The organism is Bacillus sp. GC_Bacil_1, assembly GCF_026540675.1.
Classification (GTDB): domain Bacteria; phylum Bacillota; class Bacilli; order Bacillales; family Bacillaceae_G; genus Bacillus_A; species Bacillus_A cereus.
The window spans coordinates 131,226-149,706 of record NZ_JALNUG010000011.1; the positions used below are offsets into that span (position 1 = coordinate 131,226).

Consider the following 18,481-nt stretch of genomic DNA (forward strand, 5'->3'; position numbering starts at 1 on the left):
CTATATGAGCCAATTATATACTGATGTTGTAAAAACGATTTTACAGGTTAGGAGCAATGGTGTGAAAAATCAAATCTATGAATTACGCACTGAAAATAATATTTCACAAGGCGCATTAGCTGATAAATGCAAGGTTTCTAGACAGACGATAAATGCAATTGAGAATAATAAATATGATCCAAGCTTAGCGTTAGCATTCCGTTTAGCTGAAGTATTAGGAACAACTGTTGATAAATTATTTTTGTACAAGCAGTAGAGTCGTTCATTATAAGGCGCACCTTTAAAAATAAAAAAGATCCTCTTCTTATGAGAAGAGGATCTTTTCTTATAGCGTTTTAGTCTTTGGACTAGGTGGTGTAACGGATGTATTATTTTCTGGAACTCTAGTTAGTAAGAATCCTCCGATAATAAACAGAACAATAATACTAAGAACACCAGCGTTTGTTTTTCCTGTTAATTGCGTTGTAACACCGACTAATACCGGACCCATAATTGCGGCAAACTTCCCAAATATATTATAAAATCCGAAGAATTCATTAGCAGATTCTTTTGGTACTAGTTTTGCAAAGTATGAACGACTTAGTGCTTGAATACCACCTTGAGATGTAGCAACTAACATTGCTAAAATCCAAAAATCAAGTGTCGTTTTTAAGAAATAAGCATATGTGCAAATGATGATATAAATAATGATACCGACATATAACATTTTTTTACCAGTAAATGTTTCAGATAGTTTTCCGTATAGTAACGCAAATGGACAAGCGACAATTTGTGTTACAAATAATATGATTAATAGATTCGTTGCACTGATACCGAGGTCGGTTCCGTAAGCTGTAGACATAGTAATAATTGTATCGACTCCGTCAATATAGAAAAAGTAAGCAATTAGAAACATAAATACAGTTTTATATTCTTTAATATTTTTAAAAGTATCAGCAAGACGTTTGAAGCTCATTTTAATAGGTCTTGGATGACGCTCAATATAGTGTGTTTGCTCTACGTTTTTAAGCATTGGAATTGTAAATAACCCCCACCAAAGAGCAGTTATCGCAAATGAAATTTGACTAGCAATGCCAACTGATAAAGGGATAGTTCCTTTTTGAGCAAGAATAATAAGAGCGATACAACCGATAAAAGGAATAGTACTCCCAATATAGCCTAAAGCGAAACCTCTTGTAGAAATTCGATCCATTCTATCTTCAGAAGTGACATCTACTAAAAATGCATCATAGAAAATATTGGCTCCAGCAAAACCAACTAAGGCGAGCATATAGCATCCTAATAATAAGTACCACTGAGATGTTGGAACGACTGCTAACATACTTGTAAATACGATACCAAGTCCAAAGAAGAATGTGAAAAATCGTTTTTTAAATCCTTTATAATCAGCAACTGTGCCGAGAATAGGAGCAAGTATAGAAATTAAAAGTGTAGCGAACGAGTTTGCATATCCCCAATATGCTGTTGAAGTTGCACCAGATAGCCCGGCTTCTTTTGCAGCTGCTTTAAAGTAAATTGGAAATAATGCAGTTGTAATGACGAGCGAATATACCGAGTTCGCCCAATCGTATAATATCCAGCTTTTTTCTTGTCTGGACATTTTTTTCATATAGTGTTCCCCCTTAAATTTGTTCTACTAACAGTGTACAAAAATAAAAATTATAAAAAGAGAAACAGTGATGATTTTTACAGAACTTTTACATATATACACAGTTCTTTACAATTGGAGTAAATCCTCTACAATTGATCCGTCTGTTTCGCCTAAGTGTAAACCGAGTAGTCTAGCGATAGTTGGACCTTCATCAATAAGTCTCATATACGGGACGGTAACGCCGGTTTTTATTGCTTTTCCAGCAGCGATAAAAATTGTTTCATAGTTAGGTTTTGTTGGAGAGTATCCATGCGTACCAAATGTATATTTTTTACTAGGCGTAACATCTTTTTCAGTAATGTCTTTTATAAAATCTCCTGTATAGTTTTCAGTGAAATAATACCCCTCTTGCGCTTCTAACATAAATAAACAATTACCATCTGCACCGCAGTCTTTCGCAGCTTCATCATGAAGTATAAATTCAATTCCATTCTGTTTATTTTGCAGCAGTTCTTCAAGGAGTAGTTGTACTTCTCGAATTGTATCCGTATCATTTTTGTCTTTCACATATACATAGGCAGACCCGTCGCAACTTTGACAATAGGCCTTCCAATCTACTAATAGCCCTTTTTTATTTATAGATACGAGGCCTTTTTGTTGGAATAGCACATTTAATTGAATCGCTTTGTTTTCACTTAAAGCGCTATGGTCACCAAGAGCGATAATTGTACTCTCTTCGTATAGGTCACTGTCTTTTAAAGTTTGAATAATTTTCCCGAGCCGCTCATCATGTCTATGAATTGCAGCTATTGTTTCGTTAGATTCAAAGCCATGATAATGTCTTTGCGTGTCTAAATCAGTGAAATGTACGAACATAACATTAGGCTTTTTCGTCTGAATGGTGTGTACAGCAGAGGCGAGGACGAAATCATCCAGCTCTGGTTGTGATAAACCATTTCTTATATGGCCGAAACGAAGATTTAAATCTAATTGGTATAGTGGGCTACCGCTAAATAAGGAAACTAACACTTGATTTTGCCAAGGTCTATTGGGGAAAATTTCTGGTAAATTGTAATCAATGTTTGCTCTCCCAGTAACAGGCCATAGAAGGGCAGCTGTCGTTAAATTTGCTTTACGCGCTTCATCATACAATGTTGTTCCTTTTATCGATTTTCGGTACCAATGCCAATCAGGTGATTCACGTCCTGGTTGAAGTAACGTATTACTAACAACACCGTGCTTGTTAGGGTAATTACCGGTTACGATTGTTGAGTGGCTTGGATATGTTACAGAAGGATAAATTGGTTCTACTTTTTCGACAACCGTGCCCTTTTTTATTAGAGATTGGAAATGAGGTAGTTTTTGTAGTATAGGAAAATCTAAAGCTGATAAACAGTCGAATGATAAAATAATGACACGATTCGTTAATGCTTTATCCATAAAGTAATCCTCCTAATTATATAAAACCTATTCTTATATATTACTATTAATACCTAGTAATAAAAATATGTTTCTGAATAAAATTTATTGTTTATTTTCAGAAAAATTAAACATATAATAAGTATAAGGGAATCTATGGACGGAGGGAATAGTATGGACTGGTTAGATGGATTCGGTATATTTTACATCATTGGTGGCATCACAATTCTCCTTGTATTTGCTATTTCATATTTACTAAAGAAACGTTTTCCAGACAAACAGTTTGATATTATATTTGCACTGATTGTAATACTTCTTTGCTTAGCATCATTTCCTGTTACCATGATGGTTATTGGTGGGTGGGAAGGAATGGGATATGGATTTATTGGTTTCTTCGTTCTACTAGGTACACTTATTGGTATGATTGCACATCAACTTGTAAAAATCTCTCGAAAAAGCTACGTATAAAACTGTAAAAAATGAAAAGAATATATAATAATAAGAAAATTAGCTATTGTTTTAAAAAAGAATTTGTATTATGATAATCAACAAATTTATTTCGTTATAACGATGAAAAAGGACTAGTACATATTCAACCTTTTTAGCAGAGAGAGAATCCGCCAGGCTGAAAGATTCTTAAAAAGGCAATATGGAACCTGCCTTTGAGTTCTGCATATGCAGCGGGAATTTCCCGTTATCAAAAAGAGAGCATGCGCAATTTTTGTGCATGAATCAGGGTGGTAACGCCGGCAAAGCTCGGTCCCTATTTAGGGACGCGGGCTTTTTTGTATTTTCTAGAAGGAGGAAGACTGACTATGGCAAAAGAACAAGTGCAAGCCATTACGAAGATGGAAGAGGACTTTGCGCAGTGGTATACCGATATTGTAAAAAAAGCCGAACTTGTTGATTATTCAAGTGTAAAAGGGTGCATGATTTTACGTCCGTATGGTTATGCCTTATGGGAGAATATGCAGAAGGTGATGGATGAGAAGTTAAAAGAAACTGGCCATGAAAATGTATATATGCCAATGTTTATCCCAGAGAGTTTATTGCAAAAAGAGAAGGATCATGTTGAAGGATTTGCTCCTGAAGTAGCATGGGTTACACATGGCGGGGATGAAAAGTTAGCGGAAAGACTTTGTGTACGTCCTACATCTGAAACTTTATTCTGTGAGCACTTTTCAAAAATTGTGCAATCCTATAATGATTTGCCAAAGTTATATAATCAGTGGTGTTCAGTAGTTCGTTGGGAGAAGACAACTAGACCATTCCTTCGTACGACTGAATTTTTATGGCAAGAGGGTCATACAATCCATGAAACGGCAGAAGAATCGCAGGCTGAAACATTAAATATTTTAAACTTATATGCTTCTTTCTGTGAGGATTATTTAGCGATACCAGTTATTAAAGGACAAAAAACAGAAAAAGAGAAGTTTGCTGGAGCAAAGGCAACTTATACAATTGAAAGTTTAATGCATGATGGAAAAGCGCTTCAAACAGGAACCTCTCATAACTTTGGGACGAATTTCTCAGAAGCATTTGATATTAAGTTTTTAGATCGTAACGGTAAATGGCAATATGTGCACCAAACATCTTGGGGTGTATCAACAAGAATGATAGGCGGGCTAATAATGGTTCATAGCGATAATAATGGACTTGTAATGCCACCAAAAGTCGCTCCAGTGCAAGTTGTTATTGTACCAATTGCTCAGCATAAAGAAGGAGTTTTAGCAAAAGCAACAGAGTTACAAGGACATATTCAAAAGGTTGCACGAGTAAAAATAGATGCTAGTAATAAAACGCCTGGTTGGAAATTTAATGAGTATGAAATGAAGGGTATTCCAATTCGATTAGAAGTTGGCCCTAAAGATATTGAAAAGAATCAAGTTGTACTTGTAAGAAGAGATACGAAGGAAAAAGAGTTTGTACCAATGGATCAATTAGAAGAACGTATTCCAGCATTACTTGAAGAAATTCATATTGCTTTATTTAATAAAGCAAAAGCATTTCGCGATGAGAATACGTATGCTGTGACAAATTTCGAAGAGATGAAAAAAGTAGCTGACGAAAAGCAAGGCTTTATTAAAGCGATGTGGTGCGGGGAATTGGCTTGTGAAGAGAAACTAAAAGAAGAGGTGGGAGTATCTTCACGTTGTATGCCTTTTGAGCAAGAGCATTTAGCTGAAGAATGTATTTGTTGTGGTAAAGAAGCTAAACAAATGGTGTATTGGGGAAAAGCATATTAATACTCTTTTGATAGGGGATAAAAAGGACTTTGGGCTGCATAATAAAATGCAATCCAAAGCCCTTTTTGGTTTTATACAGTATTTCATGTATTCTTTAGATGGAAGGATGTTGTTCTTATTTTACGTTTTTAAGACGAATAAACAGTAACATACCAATTAGGAATGTTGAAAGACCCATTAAAATAGATATAGGGTAATGCGTTGCAGTATTAGGTAATTTATCACCTTGTTTTTTTGTATTATCTTTTACATTACCACCTTGAGAACCGTTGCCCTTCTGAGAATTGCTATCGCCTTTAACACGATTGCCGCCGTGAGAGCCATTACCGCCTTGAGAACTGCTATCACCTTTAACACGATTGCCACCTTGAGAGCCACTGCCACCAGAACCGTTACCGCCAGAACCATTGTCACCAGAGCCATTGCCACCAGAGCCATTGCCACCAGAGCCATTGCCACCAGAACCGTTACCGCCGGAACCATTACCACCGGAACCATTGCCGCCAGAGCCGCTACCACCAGAACCATTATCGCCGGAACCGTTGTCACCAGAGCCATTGTCACCAGAGCCATTGCCACCAGAACCGTTACCGCCGGAACCATTGCCGCCAGAGCCACTGCCACCAGAACCGTTACCGCCGGAACCGTTGCCGCCAGAGCCACTGCCACTAGAACCGTTACCACTGGAACCATTGCCGCCAGAGCCACTGCCACCAGAACCGTTACCGCCGGAACCGTTGTCACCAGAGCCACTGCCACCAGAACCGTTACCGCCGGAACCATTGCCACCAGAGCCACTGCCACCAGAACCGTTACCGCCGGAACCATTACCGCCGGAACCATTGCCGCCAGAGCCGCTGCCGCCAGAACCACTATCGTCCTGAGAACCGTTATTTCCTGGAGGTTTATTATTATCCTTTAAATTTCCTTCGGCAAAATGATCGCTATTTTGTACAATAGCGTTTGTTAATGGTTGGAAGTTCTCAGTTGCAGCATTACCGATATTTAAACCGCTAAAAAAAGATAAAGAGAGTGTTGATGCTAAAATGAAGATTTTCGTCATGGTTTTCCTCCTAAGAAATTAATATTCCATCTAAAATACATCCCTTTGTAATATTTCTTAGGAAAAAGAGTTTTATGCAAAAAAAACTATATATAGAAAAAGGTGGTGTATTTGTCAAAGCAGAAAAGAGTTAATGTAGATTTCCTACAAATAGTAGAGGCGGGGAATTTACATTCATAACGGTAGAGGAAGTGGCAGTAGATGAAAGAGTACATAGCGTTTGATATTGGCGGTACGCAAATTAAGTATGGCATTGTTTCAGAAGTAGGGAGAGTATTAAAGCGTAAAACAGTTGCAACAGAAATTCATTTAGGCGGAGAACAAATTATTCAAAAACTTATATATGTATCCAAAAAAATAATGAATGAACATACTATTACAGGAATTGGTATTAGCACTACGGGAATTGTTGATATTAATAAAGGAATTGTGACGGGAGGTGCGGATCATATTCCGGGATATAGTACTATTCCTATTATTGATAGATTGCAAGAGATATTAAAAGTTCCAGTATCGATTGACAATGATGTGAATTGTGCAGCGTTTGGAGAAAAGTGGAATGGTAGTGGAAGAGAGAAAGAGAACTTTATTATGCTCACCCTTGGAACAGGAATTGGAGGAGCAATTTTTATAGATGGAGAATTGTACCGAGGACATTCATTTAGTGCTGGTGAATGGGGGAATATGTTAATAGAAGGAAAAACGTTTGAAGAGGTTGCTTCGATTTCAGGATTAATTCGGCTTGTAAGAAAATATAAAGGCAAAGGCGAGTGGAATGGGAAAAAAATTTTCGAGTTGTATGATAAAGGAGATTGGGAAGTTGCTCAAGCAGTTGGGATCTTCTTTAAACATTTGGCGATCGGAATTAGTAATCTTGCTTATATTTTTAATCCAGAAACGATTATTATTGGTGGAGGAATTACCGATAGAGGAAATGAGTTTTTAAAAGAAGTAAAAGAGGAGGTCAGTAAATACTTAAATCAAGAGATTTATAATAATTGTGAGATTGAACTTGCACAAAACGGTAATTGTGCAGGAATGATTGGTGCTATTTACCACTTCTTACATCATCATAAGTAAATTATATGAATGTTTTCATATAACTGAGAATTTATCCTTTTTATCGCTAGGTAAATAATGCTACAATATAAGAGAAGAATACAATATTTTCCGATTTGGAAAATGCTTTGTAGAAAGGGAGAAACTTCATGCCTATTATTTTAGAAAAAGGTCAAAAGATCGATTTAACGAAAGGACAACCAAAAGTAGCAAAACTACAGGTTGGCTTAGGCTGGGATCCAATTGGGCAATCAGGTGGATTTCTGTCTTCATTATTTGGAAGTAAACCAAATGTAGATTGTGATGCATCTGTTGTTATGTTAGAAGGAGATCGTTTTTTAAACAAAAATGATTTAGTTTACTTCGGAAATAAACTTTCTACTTGTGGTAGTATTATTCATTCAGGAGATAATTTAACAGGCGAAGGCGCTGGTGATGACGAAACAATTTTCGTAGAATTACATAAAGTTCCGAGCCGTATTAATCGTTTAGTATTCGTTGTAAATATTTATGACTGTGTAAATCGTCGTCAAGATTTCGGGATGATTCGTAATGCATATATTCGTATTCAAAACCCGCAAACTGGTGAAGAATTAGCACGCTATAATTTATCGGATAATTATGCTGGCAAAACGACTCTAATTGCAGGTGAAATGTATCGTCACGGAAGTGAATGGAAGTTTTCAGCAGTTGGAGAAGGAACACAAGATAAAAACTTAAGTGAGATTGTATCACGTTATCAATAAAATAACCGAGGAGGAATTGTATATGGCATCAATTTCATTGAAAAAAGGACAAAAGGTAGACTTAACAAAAACGAATCCAGGTCTTTCAAAAGTTCTTGTAGGACTTGGTTGGGATACGAATCGTTATGATGGACAAAACGATTTCGATTTAGATGTTAGTATTTTCTTAGTAGGTGCTAACGGTAAAGTTTCAGGTGCAGAGGATTTCGTCTTCTATAATAACCCAAAAGGTGCGAATGGTGCTGTAGAGCATTTAGGAGATAACCGAACTGGCGAAGGTGAAGGCGATGACGAATCGATTAAAGTAGATTTGAAAAATGTACCTGCACATATCGAACGTATTTGCTTCACAATCACGATTTACGATGGAGAAGGACGCAGCCAAAACTTTGGACAAGTTTCTAACTCTTTCGTACGTATTTTAGATGAAGAAAAGAATGCAGAATTAATTCGTTACGATTTAGGAGAAGATTTCTCTATTGAAACAGCCGTAGTAGTAGGTGAATTATATCGTCATGCAGGTGACTGGAAATTCAATGCAATCGGAAGTGGATTCCAAGGTGGGTTAGCGTCTCTATGTAATAATTTTGGTTTAGATGTAGAGTAATAGATTTGATTTATATATCCATCGGTGAAATGCGTGTATACCGATGGATATATTTTTAAAGATAAAAATATAGAGGTGAATATAGATGGTTATTCAATTACAAAAAGGACAGAAAATCGATTTAGGTAAGACAAGCCCTGGTTTAACAAAAGCAGTAATTGGTCTTGGATGGGATATTAAATCTTATGACGGTGGATCAGATTTCGATTTAGATGCATCTGCCTTTTTATTAGATGCAAACGGAAAATGTACGAAGGAAACTGATTTTATTTTCTATAATAATTTACAGTCTCCTTGTGGATCTGTTTTACATACAGGAGATAACCGTACAGGCGAAGGCGAAGGCGACGATGAGCAACTTGTTGTAGATTTGAAGAAGGTTCCAGCAGATGTTCATAAAATTGCTATTACAGTTACGATTTATGATGCAGAAGGCCGTAGTCAAAACTTTGGGCAAGTTGGAAATGCGTTTGTTCGTTTAGCGAATGAAGAGACGAATGAAGAAGTTCTTCGTTTTGATTTAGGGGAAGATTTCTCCATCGAAACAGCAGTTGTCTTTTGTGAATTATACCGTCATAATGGACAGTGGAAGTTTAATGCAGTAGGAAGTGGATTCCAAGGTGGTTTAGGTGCGCTTGTAAGAGCGTATGGCTTGGATGCATAGAAAGGAAACGATATTCGTTTCCTTTTTTTGACCTTTCTATAAATCTAGCAAAGAATAGGGGATAAAGGTAAGATGAGTATTTTGCAAGGAATCCTTGATACGTATGCTCAGTTTTTCGACTTGGACATGTGGATTAAAGTGTTGCAAGATCCAGTATCTTGGGGATTAATAGGTACACTTGTTGTACTTGAAGGGTTGTTATCTGCTGATAACGCACTTGTGTTAGCGGTAATGGTAAAACACCTTCCGGAAGAAAAACGTAAAAAAGCGTTATTCTATGGACTTATTGGAGCTTATGTGTTCCGCTTTATTGCGATTGGAATCGGGATGTTCTTAATTAAATTAGCATGGGTAAAAGTGTTAGGTGCACTTTACTTAGCGTGGCTTTCAGTTAAATACTTCATTGATAAAAGAAAAGGTAATGCAGAAGAAGAGGAATCTCATGGTATGAACCAAAATAGTATTCTCTTCAGAATGTTCGGTGTCTTCTGGGGAACAGTTGCGATGGTTGAATTAATGGATATCGCATTCTCTGTAGATAGTGTACTTGCTGCATTTGGTGTATCTAATGAAGTTTGGATTTTACTATTAGGCGGAATGCTAGGTATTTTAATGATGCGTGGTATCGCTGGTGTATTCTTAAAATTGTTAGAGCGTATTCCAGAACTTGAAACGACAGCATATATTTTAATTTTAATTATTGCAGCAAAAATGTTATTGTCTGTTATTCATATTGAAATAAGCCATACAGTGTTCTTCATTATTTTAGTTGTAGCATTTGGAGCAACATTTATACTTCACTACATGAAGAATTCTGGACAAGCTAAAGAAGAAGTAGCAGCTACTAAAGAAAACAATAAATAATTGAAATGGGTTTGCTCGTTTTGCGAGCGCCCATTTTTTATAACCAAAAATAGTTTATAATAGAAGAAGGACTTAGAAAAAACGTAAATGTTTTTGGAGGTGAACTGTTGTGTTTTCACGTTTTACACTTCAACCATATGCATTAAAAGATGAATCAGATTTAAAGCAATTTGAAGCGCTTTTAGAAAAACGCCCACAATATGAGCTGACAGAGAATGAGATGAAATTTAGTTATATAGCATGTCGAATCCTAGGCGTTCCTAATGATGTAGATGAATATTTTAATGAACTGTTTGATTATAGTGAAGCGAAAGGAATCGAAGTTTTACACGAACAAAATTTAAACAAAGTGATTGATTCAGAAAAGCTTCGTCATATTCAAGAAGTGTTCGGATTACATCAAGAAGCACCAAATGGTCTGACAGTAAATAGGTTAGTTGCACACTTATCTGGGAAACAACTTTTACCGAAAGTAGACAACCCTGATTTACAGCATTACATACATACGACGTTTATTGCAGTATTGAAATTATATGAGAAACAACATAATCAGTCGTTAAAGACAGAAGGCTTCCGTCGTTTCTTAATCGACATAATTAAACTAAGCGAAAATTACGTAGCGAAGTGGTTCTCTACGATTAATTATAAGAAACAGATGCCACGTATCGTTTGGTATGGTGATGCACAGGAAAGCCGTATATATTTCTTATATTTTCTTATTATGCTCGGTTGTGATGTGCTTTATTATCACCCCGAAGGAAAAGATGGATTTGAAAATATTGATGAAGAGGGAAGAACTTTTATTGTGTCCCATCCGGGTCGCATTTCTCTTGAACCATTCCCTGATCGCCGCCGCGAGCGTGTTGCAACAGTAGCGTATCAAGCTTCGAAAGAAATTGAACAAGTACTTCACCACGATAATTCACTATTATATAAACCGTGGCAATTCCGTTCGTATACACCTGTAGCACGTACGTTAAAAACGACATATGATGAACTCTTTTTAATTACGAAAGAAAAGGCATTTGTACGTCCAACATTCTTTGTTGAAAATAAACATATTTATATTCCTTCTTTATTTGCGAAAATATCAGGCGTTTCAAAGAATGATAAAGAATATTTTCAACGATTAAAGGCTGTTACATCATTTGATAACAGTTTATTAATTAATACATTCCCGTTTACGAAAGAGCAAAAAGCAAACTTCCAATATCATTATCGAGATGCATTGGACCGAGCTGGAAAATTACATCCTGATCTAATTATGAATAGCCATTGGTGGCCGCATAAGCGTTTACCGGAAGGTTTACAACATGGGATTGCAGAGGCGATTATCCATACGTGCGAAAGTGAAATGTGCAAACCAATTGCGAAAGAGACGAAACAAGATGTAGCGCTATATGTTTTCGCACAACTTTCTCAAATACCACCCAATATTTTAGAACAGCTTGAGAAATTTGATTATTCACAAGATGTACCGAAAATTGTTATATTTAATAATGAGAAGAGCGGAGAATTAACTCGTTCTGACGCTGTTTTATTACTATTTTTAAATCAAATTGGAGTAGATGTATTCCATTTCAATCCCACGGGCAGAAACGATATTGAACCATATGTTGAAGCGGGAGCATTTGATTCCCATTGGCTTGAAGAAGTTAATTTCGATCTTGAGTTTCATGGTTCATCAGCCTATAAAAATTTATCACAAACAATAAAAGGACTATTTCGTCCATTTTTATAAGGAAAGGGAGAATACCATATGAATAACCCAGTCGTACTAGATTCGAAAACTGAATTGAATGAGCAAACCGCACAAGATGTTCGCTTGCAACTTAGACAAGATGCAGATGTGCAACGTATTTATAACGCAGTAGATATTAAAGATCAATTGGAATTAATTGAACTTGGAAAAGAACCTTCTATGGAAATTTCACGTTTTGCTGATCAAATTTTACATACAATGTCATTATCAAAGATAGAAGATTCTGGTGAATTGTTAAAGCAACTTGGTAAAATTATGGACAGATTTGATAGTAAAGACTTTGCAGAAGAAAAAAGTGGTTTCTTCTCGCGCATGTTCAAAAAAGCGGATAAAATGATAGAACAAATCTTTAGTAAATATCAAACGATGGGCCGCGAAATTGATAAGGTTTATGTGGAAATTACGAAGTACCAAGATGAGATGAAAAAATCAATTGGAACGTTAGATGGCTTGTATGAGCAAAACTTAAAATATTATTTAGACTTAGAGAAGTACGTAGTAGCAGGAGAAATGCTATTAGAGCGTTTAAATACAGAATTAGTTCCGATGTATGAAGAGCGCGTGCGTAATAATGATCAATTAGCAGGTATTGAATTAGAGTCGCTTAAAAACTCGGTTGAAATTTTAGAGCAACGTATTGATGATTTAGAAAAAGCGCGTATGGTTGCGCTACTTACAGCGCCGCAAATTCGCATGATTCAACGTGGTAATAATAAATTAATTGGTAAAATCAATACAGCATTTATTACAACGATTCCTATCTTTAAAAATGGTATTATTCAAGCAGTAAATGCGAAACGTCAAAAGCTTGTTGCAGATTCTATGGCTGAACTTGATCGCCGTACAAATGAATTACTTAAGAAAAATGCACAAAATATCGCAACGCAAAGTGTAGAAGTAGCGAGAATATCAGGTTCTTCTAGTATTAAGATGGAAACGCTTGAGGAAACTTGGAACATTATTTCAAGAGGTATGCAAGAAACACAACAAATTGAAGAACAAAATAAACGTGAGCGTGAAGAAAGCCGCAAGCGTATGGCTACATTAACGGAGAATATCAAAAAAGAATTACAAGGATAAATGAAAAGGCAATGAGGAATATTCCTCATTGCCTTTTAGTTTCTCTTCACTAATTTAATAATCTCATTCACAATAAGTGGAATGATACTCAATAAGAGAACAAATCCCCAATCTCGCATCGTTAATGCATGTACACCGAATATATTTGCAAGGGGCGGGATGGAGATGATACAAACTTGCATAAGAACACCGATAAGAAGGGAGAAAACTAAATATTTATTTGTAAAGATCCCAATTGAAAAAATTGATTTCGTTCTTGAACGCAAGTTAAATGAATGAACGAGCTGAGAAAAACTAAGGACGACAAATGCCATCGTTTGAGCGTGTAATAGAGCATCGTCATCAATTCGCTCTGGGAAAAGAGGGAATAAATTTGTATCTCCAGTATAGAATTTTGCTCCGGCGATAAAAGCTATTAGCGTTAAAAGTCCAATGATAACTCCATTGAAAATTAGGAAAGGAACGCTGCCACTAAATAAGCTTTCTTTTGCATGTCGTGGTTTTTCCTTCATCACATCTGGATCTTCAGGATCAACCCCAAGTGATAATGCAGGCAGTGTATCTGTAATTAAATTCACCCATAAAATATGAATAGGTCGTAGTGGTGTTGCCCAGCCGAGTAAAATTGCTAAAAATAAAGCGATAATTTCTCCGAAGTTACAAGAGAGTAGGAAGAGAATTGATTTTTTTATGTTGCGATAAATATTTCTACCTTCTTCAACAGCTTTCACGATAGATGAAAAATTATCATCTGTTAACACAACATCCGCTGCCCCTTTTGCAACGTCTGTTCCTGTAATGCCCATCGCTACGCCGACATCGGCTTGCTTTAAAGATGGTGCATCATTGACGCCATCACCAGTCATAGAAACGATATTTCCTTTCGCGCGTAATGCCTTTACAATTTTCACTTTATGCTCTGGAGAGACTCTAGCGAATACATTTAAATGATTAATTTTGCTAGCTAGTTCTGTATCAGAAATGTTATCTAATTCAGTTCCAATCATAATTTCCGATATTTCTTCAGCAATGCCAAGTTCTTTGGCAATTGCAAAGGCGGTATCTTTATGGTCACCAGTAATCATAACTGTGCGAATACCGGCTTTTTTACATTCTGTAATTGAATCTTTCACTTCAGTTCGTGGTGGATCAATCATACCGACAAGACCAATAAAGATAAGATTTTCTTCAAGATGATTTATATCCACATCGTTTGAATTGTATTGTTTAAATGCGAATGAAAGTACTCTTAAAGCTTCTTGAGACATTGCTCCGGCAGCTTCTAATATTTGATTTTTATCAGAATCAGTTAAAATCTCGATTTTGCCGTTTTTAAAAATATGGGTACATCGAGGTAAGAGCTTATCAATAGCGCCTTTCGTCATGCTATAGTAGCCTTCATCGTATGTATGTACGGTTGACATCATTTTACGATCTGAATCGAAAGGTACTTCGTTAACACGTTCATGTATTTTTTCTAAATGATCTTTTTGCATGTTAAAAGTGGTTCCAGCAACGAGAAGTGCAATTTCAGTCGGGTCTCCCGTTTGTGATTCGTTAGTGTAAGAAGCATCATTACATAGCACCATATTTTCTAACAATAGACGTTGCGTATCATTATTTACATTTAAACTTTCTAAGCGATCGTATGTGTTATCACTATAAAAGTGAGTAACGGTCATTTTATTTTGCGTTAACGTACCTGTTTTATCTGAACAAATAATTGTGACAGAACCGAGGGCTTCAACAGCTGGTAGTTTCCGAATGATAACGTTTTGTTTAATCATACGTTGCACACCAATTGCAAGAACGATGGAAACGATAGCTGGCAAGCCTTCTGGAATAGCTGCAACGGCTAAACTAATAGCAGTCATAAACATTTCTAACGTATCCCGGCCTTGTAAAAAACCGATGAGGAACATAGCGATACAAATAGCTACAGCGACAAAGCCTAAATATTTTCCGACTTGTGCTAAGCTTTTTTGAAGTGGTGTCATATCATCGTCTGCTTCATGTAAAAGGGTAGCAATCTTACCAATTTGTGAGTTCATTCCAGTTTCAACAGCAACACCGACGCCTCTTCCGTATGTTACAAGAGTGGACATAAATGCCATGTTTTTTTGATCGCCGAGTGGTACTTGCTCATCACTTTGCATGGAAGGGTGGTAGATTGCATCTTTATCAACAGGGACAGATTCACCAGTTAGAGCAGATTCTTCAACTTTTAAATTTGCGGTTTCAATAAGGCGTAAATCGCATGGGATATATCGTCCGGCGTCGAGCATAACGATATCCCCTGGAACGACGTGCTCAGATGGAATTTCTTTTAGTTCACCATTTCTCTTGACGATAGCTTTAGGTGTTGCCATCTTTTTCAATGCCTCTAAAGCTTGTTCTGCTTTCGATTCTTGGACAACACCGATAACAGCATTTAAAACTACAACAAGCGCGATAATACTGGCATCCGCCCATTCACCTACAAAGGCAGAAATAAGGGCAGCAATAATAAGAACATATACGAGGACGTCATTAATTTGGGCGAAAATACGCTGCCATAAAGTGCGTTTTTGTTTTGTAGCTAATTCATTAGAACCGTATTGCTTTAAACGTTCACTTACAATCTCATCTGTTAAACCGTGTTGTTCGTTTGTTTCTAGGTCAATCAATGTTTGATCTTTCGTCTTACTGTACCAATTGCTCATAAGTAAGCACCTCCAGTAAAAACAGTTAGCAATGGTAGTGTTGCTATTATTTGTGAGTAGTATGTATGGAGAAAAAATCTAAGGTGAGGTTCTACTTCTATTGTACAATATTTTACAGTTGGTTGAGGGAAAGAGAAGAGTTGTCATGAATTTGTTGGAAATAAAAAAGAGCCTCATATAAGAGAGGCTTTTTTACTTTTTAATTAATGTACCTAATTCTTCTGTAATAGCTTGCATTTCACTAATGCTGAATGTTTCACGTTTCATAACATGATCATAAATGTCACGTAAATCTTCGTACATTTCTTCGTTAAAACTAGCAGCTCTCATCGCTCCAGCATTAACCATACGTAATTTTTCTTTAATAGCTTCGACCATGTATTCAACGTTTTCTTCTGACTTTACGGATAAATCCACCGAAGTGTCCCCCTTTAAAATAACATAAGGCTATCTTAACATTTTTTATCATTTTCGTTAATGGATCTTTTCAATCCTATTAAATTAGTAGGGATTTCCTTTATATTTCATAATTGGTTGTTTATACTATAAGTATATATGAAGAAATGCACCAAGAAGGGAAGAAACAAAAACATGGTTCAAGTATTGTTTGTTTGTCTTGGGAACATTTGCCGTTCTCCGATGGCAGAAGCGATTTTTCGAAATCTTGTCGTAAAAGAGGGACTTGAAGAGAAAATTGTCATTGATTCTGCAGGAACTGGAGATTGGCATGTTGGCCATCCGCCACATAAAGGAACACAAAAAATTTTAAAAGAAAATGCAGTCACTTTTGAAGGAATTAAAGCAAGGCAAGTAGAAAAAGAAGACTTAACAAAGTTTGATTATATTATTGCCATGGACAACAAGAATATAGCAGATTTAAAAAGTTTAGGTAAAACTGGAGGCTATATTGGTAGGCTGTCCGATTTTGTTCCAGACGGTGGCTGGACAGACGTTCCTGACCCTTACTATACAGGGAATTTCCAAGAAGTATATGACCTTGTAACAGAAGGGTGTGCAAAGCTATTAGCTTTCATTCGAAATGAACAAGGAATATGAGGAAGCTTAGAAAGAAATACTTTCTAACATAAGAAATGAAAGGGTGAAGGAATATGGCAAAGAAAAATAATATTGCTCGAAACATTGCGATTGGTGTAGCGGCAGGTGTAGCTGTATCCATGTTAAAGAAAGAAAACCGTGAAAAAGTAAAAAATACAGCAGAAAAAGCAAAAACAAAGATGATTGAAATTGGTGAAAATGCAAAGATCAAAGAAAAAGTGCAAACTGTTACAGATAAAGGACGCGAACTTGCTGATTTCAATGTGGTAAAAGCGAAAGTAGCAGAAATTAAAAAATTAACGCCATCTGTTGTAGAGACGTTAAAAGAAACGAAAGAAATTTTTAGTAAGAAAAAAGTTGAGCCAGAAGAAAAGCCAGAAACGATTGAAATTCAAGCTGTATCTCCAAAGGTAGATGAGCTGAAAGCAGAAGAAGAGCCAGTAGTTGCTGAAGATGGTGGTATGAAAGAAGCGCGTGAATTATTTATAAAAGACTCAAATGCAGTGGAAAAAAAAACTGAAGCGTACATTGAGTTAAAGCAAGATAAAGAAGAGAAGAAAAGCGTTTAAACATATATGAGAAAAATTTTAGAAAAGGTGAGAAGAAATCGTACTTATTCGTTTGGTAAAGATTTATATGACCGGACGATGCGCGATGATGTAGCGGGCTTGGCAGCACAGCTCGCTTATTTCTTCTTGCTTGCAATTTTTCCTGGGCTCGTTTTCTTAATTACGCTTCTTGGATTTATTCCCATTCAAACAGAGGATGTGCTTAGTTTATTAGAGGTTTATGTACCAGATGATGCAATGAACTTAATTGAGGTAAATGTAGATAAAGTTGTAAACCAGCAAAATGGTGGTTTATTATCATTTGGTTTATTATCCATGTTATGGTTTGCCTCAAATGGTGTTAATGCGGTTATGAATGCTTTTAACCGCGCTTATGACGTAAAGGAAACACGTTCTTTTATTACAACAAGAGCGTTATCAATTGTGTTTACATTAGCTATTATTTTTATGATTGTCTTTGCGTTAATTGTTCCGGTATTCGGACAAGTTATTGGAGCAGCAGTGTTTAAAGCACTCGGTTTATCAGATAGTTTTTCTTTCGTATGGAGCATTACACGATTAGTAGCGAGTTTCTTCGTACTATTTGCTTTGTTTAGTTTCTTATATACATTTGCACCAGATCGAAAGTTAAAAAGAAGAGAAGTTATTTCAGGGGCGTTATTTGCTACTGTAGGATGGATTGTGGTGTCTTACTCATTTGCTTATTATGTAGATAAGTTTGCGAATTACGCCAATACATATGGTGGTCTCGGTGGTATCATTATTTTAATGTTATGGTTTTATTTAACTGGATGGGTAATTTTACTTGGCGGTGAAATTAATGGTTTACTCCACCATTATAGAACCGGTGACAATAATTCCCGTAATGAATAATGAGTTCTTGTTCCATAATAAAAAGGAACAGGGGGGATATTTCATGAGTAATAATAAAAAGAACCATAATAATAAAAGTAATAATAAACAAAAGAGCAGTTCGCATCCAAAGCATAAAACGAGTAGCAGTGCGAACGGTCATAATAGCTATCACTAAAAAAAACGGGTCCTCTATGAGGG

The 18,481-nt window shown here is 36.3% G+C and carries 18 protein-coding genes and 1 other annotated feature; of the genes, 13 read left to right on the top strand and 5 right to left on the bottom strand.

The features are described from left to right. Positions 1-4: 4 nt before the first annotated feature. Positions 5-256, top strand: a complete 252-nt coding sequence (locus OXT04_RS17910) for a helix-turn-helix transcriptional regulator (RefSeq protein ID WP_002023181.1) — start codon at positions 5-7, stop codon at positions 254-256. Positions 257-325: 69 nt separating this feature from the next. On the opposite strand, the gene OXT04_RS17915 is transcribed toward OXT04_RS17910, so the two are convergent. Beyond that, entirely contained in the window at positions 326-1,609 is a 1,284-nt protein-coding gene (locus OXT04_RS17915) for an MFS transporter (protein ID WP_000738820.1), read from the bottom strand. 108 nt (positions 1,610-1,717) lie between these two features. Beyond that, positions 1,718-3,031, bottom strand: a complete 1,314-nt coding sequence (locus tag OXT04_RS17920; RefSeq protein ID WP_267416438.1) for an alkaline phosphatase family protein — start codon at positions 3,029-3,031, stop codon at positions 1,718-1,720. A gap of 153 nt (positions 3,032-3,184) precedes the next feature. Here OXT04_RS17920 and OXT04_RS17925 point away from each other — a divergent pair, with 153 nt between their 5' ends. Then, positions 3,185-3,478: a YesK-like family protein gene (locus OXT04_RS17925; RefSeq protein WP_000383860.1), complete on the top strand. Its 294-nt coding sequence runs from the start codon at positions 3,185-3,187 to the stop codon at positions 3,476-3,478. Positions 3,479-3,571: 93 nt separating this feature from the next. After that, positions 3,572-3,778, top strand: a binding site (T-box leader). Positions 3,779-3,825: 47 nt separating this feature from the next. After that, complete coding sequence (gene proS / locus OXT04_RS17930) at positions 3,826-5,256, top strand: proline--tRNA ligase (protein ID WP_090978240.1); 1,431 nt, start codon at positions 3,826-3,828, stop codon at positions 5,254-5,256. Positions 5,257-5,371: 115 nt separating this feature from the next. On the opposite strand, the gene OXT04_RS17935 is transcribed toward proS, so the two are convergent. Then, positions 5,372-6,319 (bottom strand): cell wall anchor protein, encoded by a 948-nt coding sequence (locus tag OXT04_RS17935; RefSeq protein ID WP_267416442.1) that lies wholly within the window; start codon positions 6,317-6,319, stop codon positions 5,372-5,374. A 201-nt stretch (positions 6,320-6,520) separates the two neighbouring features. Between OXT04_RS17935 and OXT04_RS17940 the strand changes: the two genes are divergently transcribed. The 7 genes from OXT04_RS17940 to OXT04_RS17970 all read left to right on the top strand — a co-directional run bounded on the left by OXT04_RS17940 (position 6,521) and on the right by OXT04_RS17970 (position 13,101). Further along, a complete protein-coding gene (locus OXT04_RS17940) occupies positions 6,521-7,399 on the top strand; it encodes an ROK family protein (RefSeq protein WP_090978242.1) in 879 nt (292 codons plus the stop codon). A 128-nt stretch (positions 7,400-7,527) separates the two neighbouring features. Continuing rightward, a complete protein-coding gene (locus tag OXT04_RS17945) occupies positions 7,528-8,124 on the top strand; it encodes a TerD family protein (RefSeq protein ID WP_001121586.1) in 597 nt (198 codons plus the stop codon). A gap of 22 nt (positions 8,125-8,146) precedes the next feature. Continuing rightward, positions 8,147-8,731, top strand: a complete 585-nt coding sequence (locus OXT04_RS17950; protein ID WP_000146729.1) for a TerD family protein — start codon at positions 8,147-8,149, stop codon at positions 8,729-8,731. A gap of 85 nt (positions 8,732-8,816) precedes the next feature. Then, positions 8,817-9,395, top strand: coding sequence for a TerD family protein (locus tag OXT04_RS17955; protein ID WP_000236649.1), 579 nt, complete (start codon positions 8,817-8,819; stop codon positions 9,393-9,395). A gap of 72 nt (positions 9,396-9,467) precedes the next feature. Beyond that, on the top strand, positions 9,468-10,259 hold the full coding sequence (locus OXT04_RS17960; protein WP_098236005.1) for a TerC family protein: 792 nt from the start codon (positions 9,468-9,470) through the stop codon (positions 10,257-10,259). Between the two features lie 109 nt (positions 10,260-10,368). Further along, a complete protein-coding gene (locus tag OXT04_RS17965) occupies positions 10,369-12,000 on the top strand; it encodes a YceG family protein (protein WP_000492846.1) in 1,632 nt (543 codons plus the stop codon). Positions 12,001-12,018: 18 nt separating this feature from the next. Further along, complete coding sequence (locus OXT04_RS17970) at positions 12,019-13,101, top strand: toxic anion resistance protein (RefSeq protein ID WP_098236004.1); 1,083 nt, start codon at positions 12,019-12,021, stop codon at positions 13,099-13,101. A gap of 35 nt (positions 13,102-13,136) precedes the next feature. On the opposite strand, the gene OXT04_RS17975 is transcribed toward OXT04_RS17970, so the two are convergent. Then, the gene (locus OXT04_RS17975) at positions 13,137-15,803 is read right to left on the bottom strand and encodes a cation-translocating P-type ATPase (protein WP_098236002.1); all 2,667 of its coding nucleotides are present in this window, start codon (positions 15,801-15,803) and stop codon (positions 13,137-13,139) included. Between the two features lie 192 nt (positions 15,804-15,995). Further along, the gene (locus OXT04_RS17980) at positions 15,996-16,220 is read right to left on the bottom strand and encodes a DUF1128 domain-containing protein (RefSeq protein WP_000366196.1); all 225 of its coding nucleotides are present in this window, start codon (positions 16,218-16,220) and stop codon (positions 15,996-15,998) included. A 174-nt stretch (positions 16,221-16,394) separates the two neighbouring features. Here OXT04_RS17980 and OXT04_RS17985 point away from each other — a divergent pair, with 174 nt between their 5' ends. The 3 genes from OXT04_RS17985 to OXT04_RS17995 are packed head-to-tail and all read left to right on the top strand — an operon-like array spanning position 16,395 to position 18,301. After that, positions 16,395-16,859: a low molecular weight protein-tyrosine-phosphatase gene (locus OXT04_RS17985; RefSeq protein ID WP_000250916.1), complete on the top strand. Its 465-nt coding sequence runs from the start codon at positions 16,395-16,397 to the stop codon at positions 16,857-16,859. A gap of 53 nt (positions 16,860-16,912) precedes the next feature. Then, positions 16,913-17,428, top strand: a complete 516-nt coding sequence (locus OXT04_RS17990) for a DUF4075 domain-containing protein (RefSeq protein ID WP_001085387.1) — start codon at positions 16,913-16,915, stop codon at positions 17,426-17,428. Positions 17,429-17,434: 6 nt separating this feature from the next. Then, positions 17,435-18,301 carry a YihY/virulence factor BrkB family protein gene (locus tag OXT04_RS17995; protein WP_001226536.1) on the top strand — a complete coding sequence of 289 codons (867 nt, stop codon included), beginning with the start codon at positions 17,435-17,437 and terminating at the stop codon, positions 18,299-18,301. Positions 18,302-18,481 lie beyond the last annotated feature (180 nt).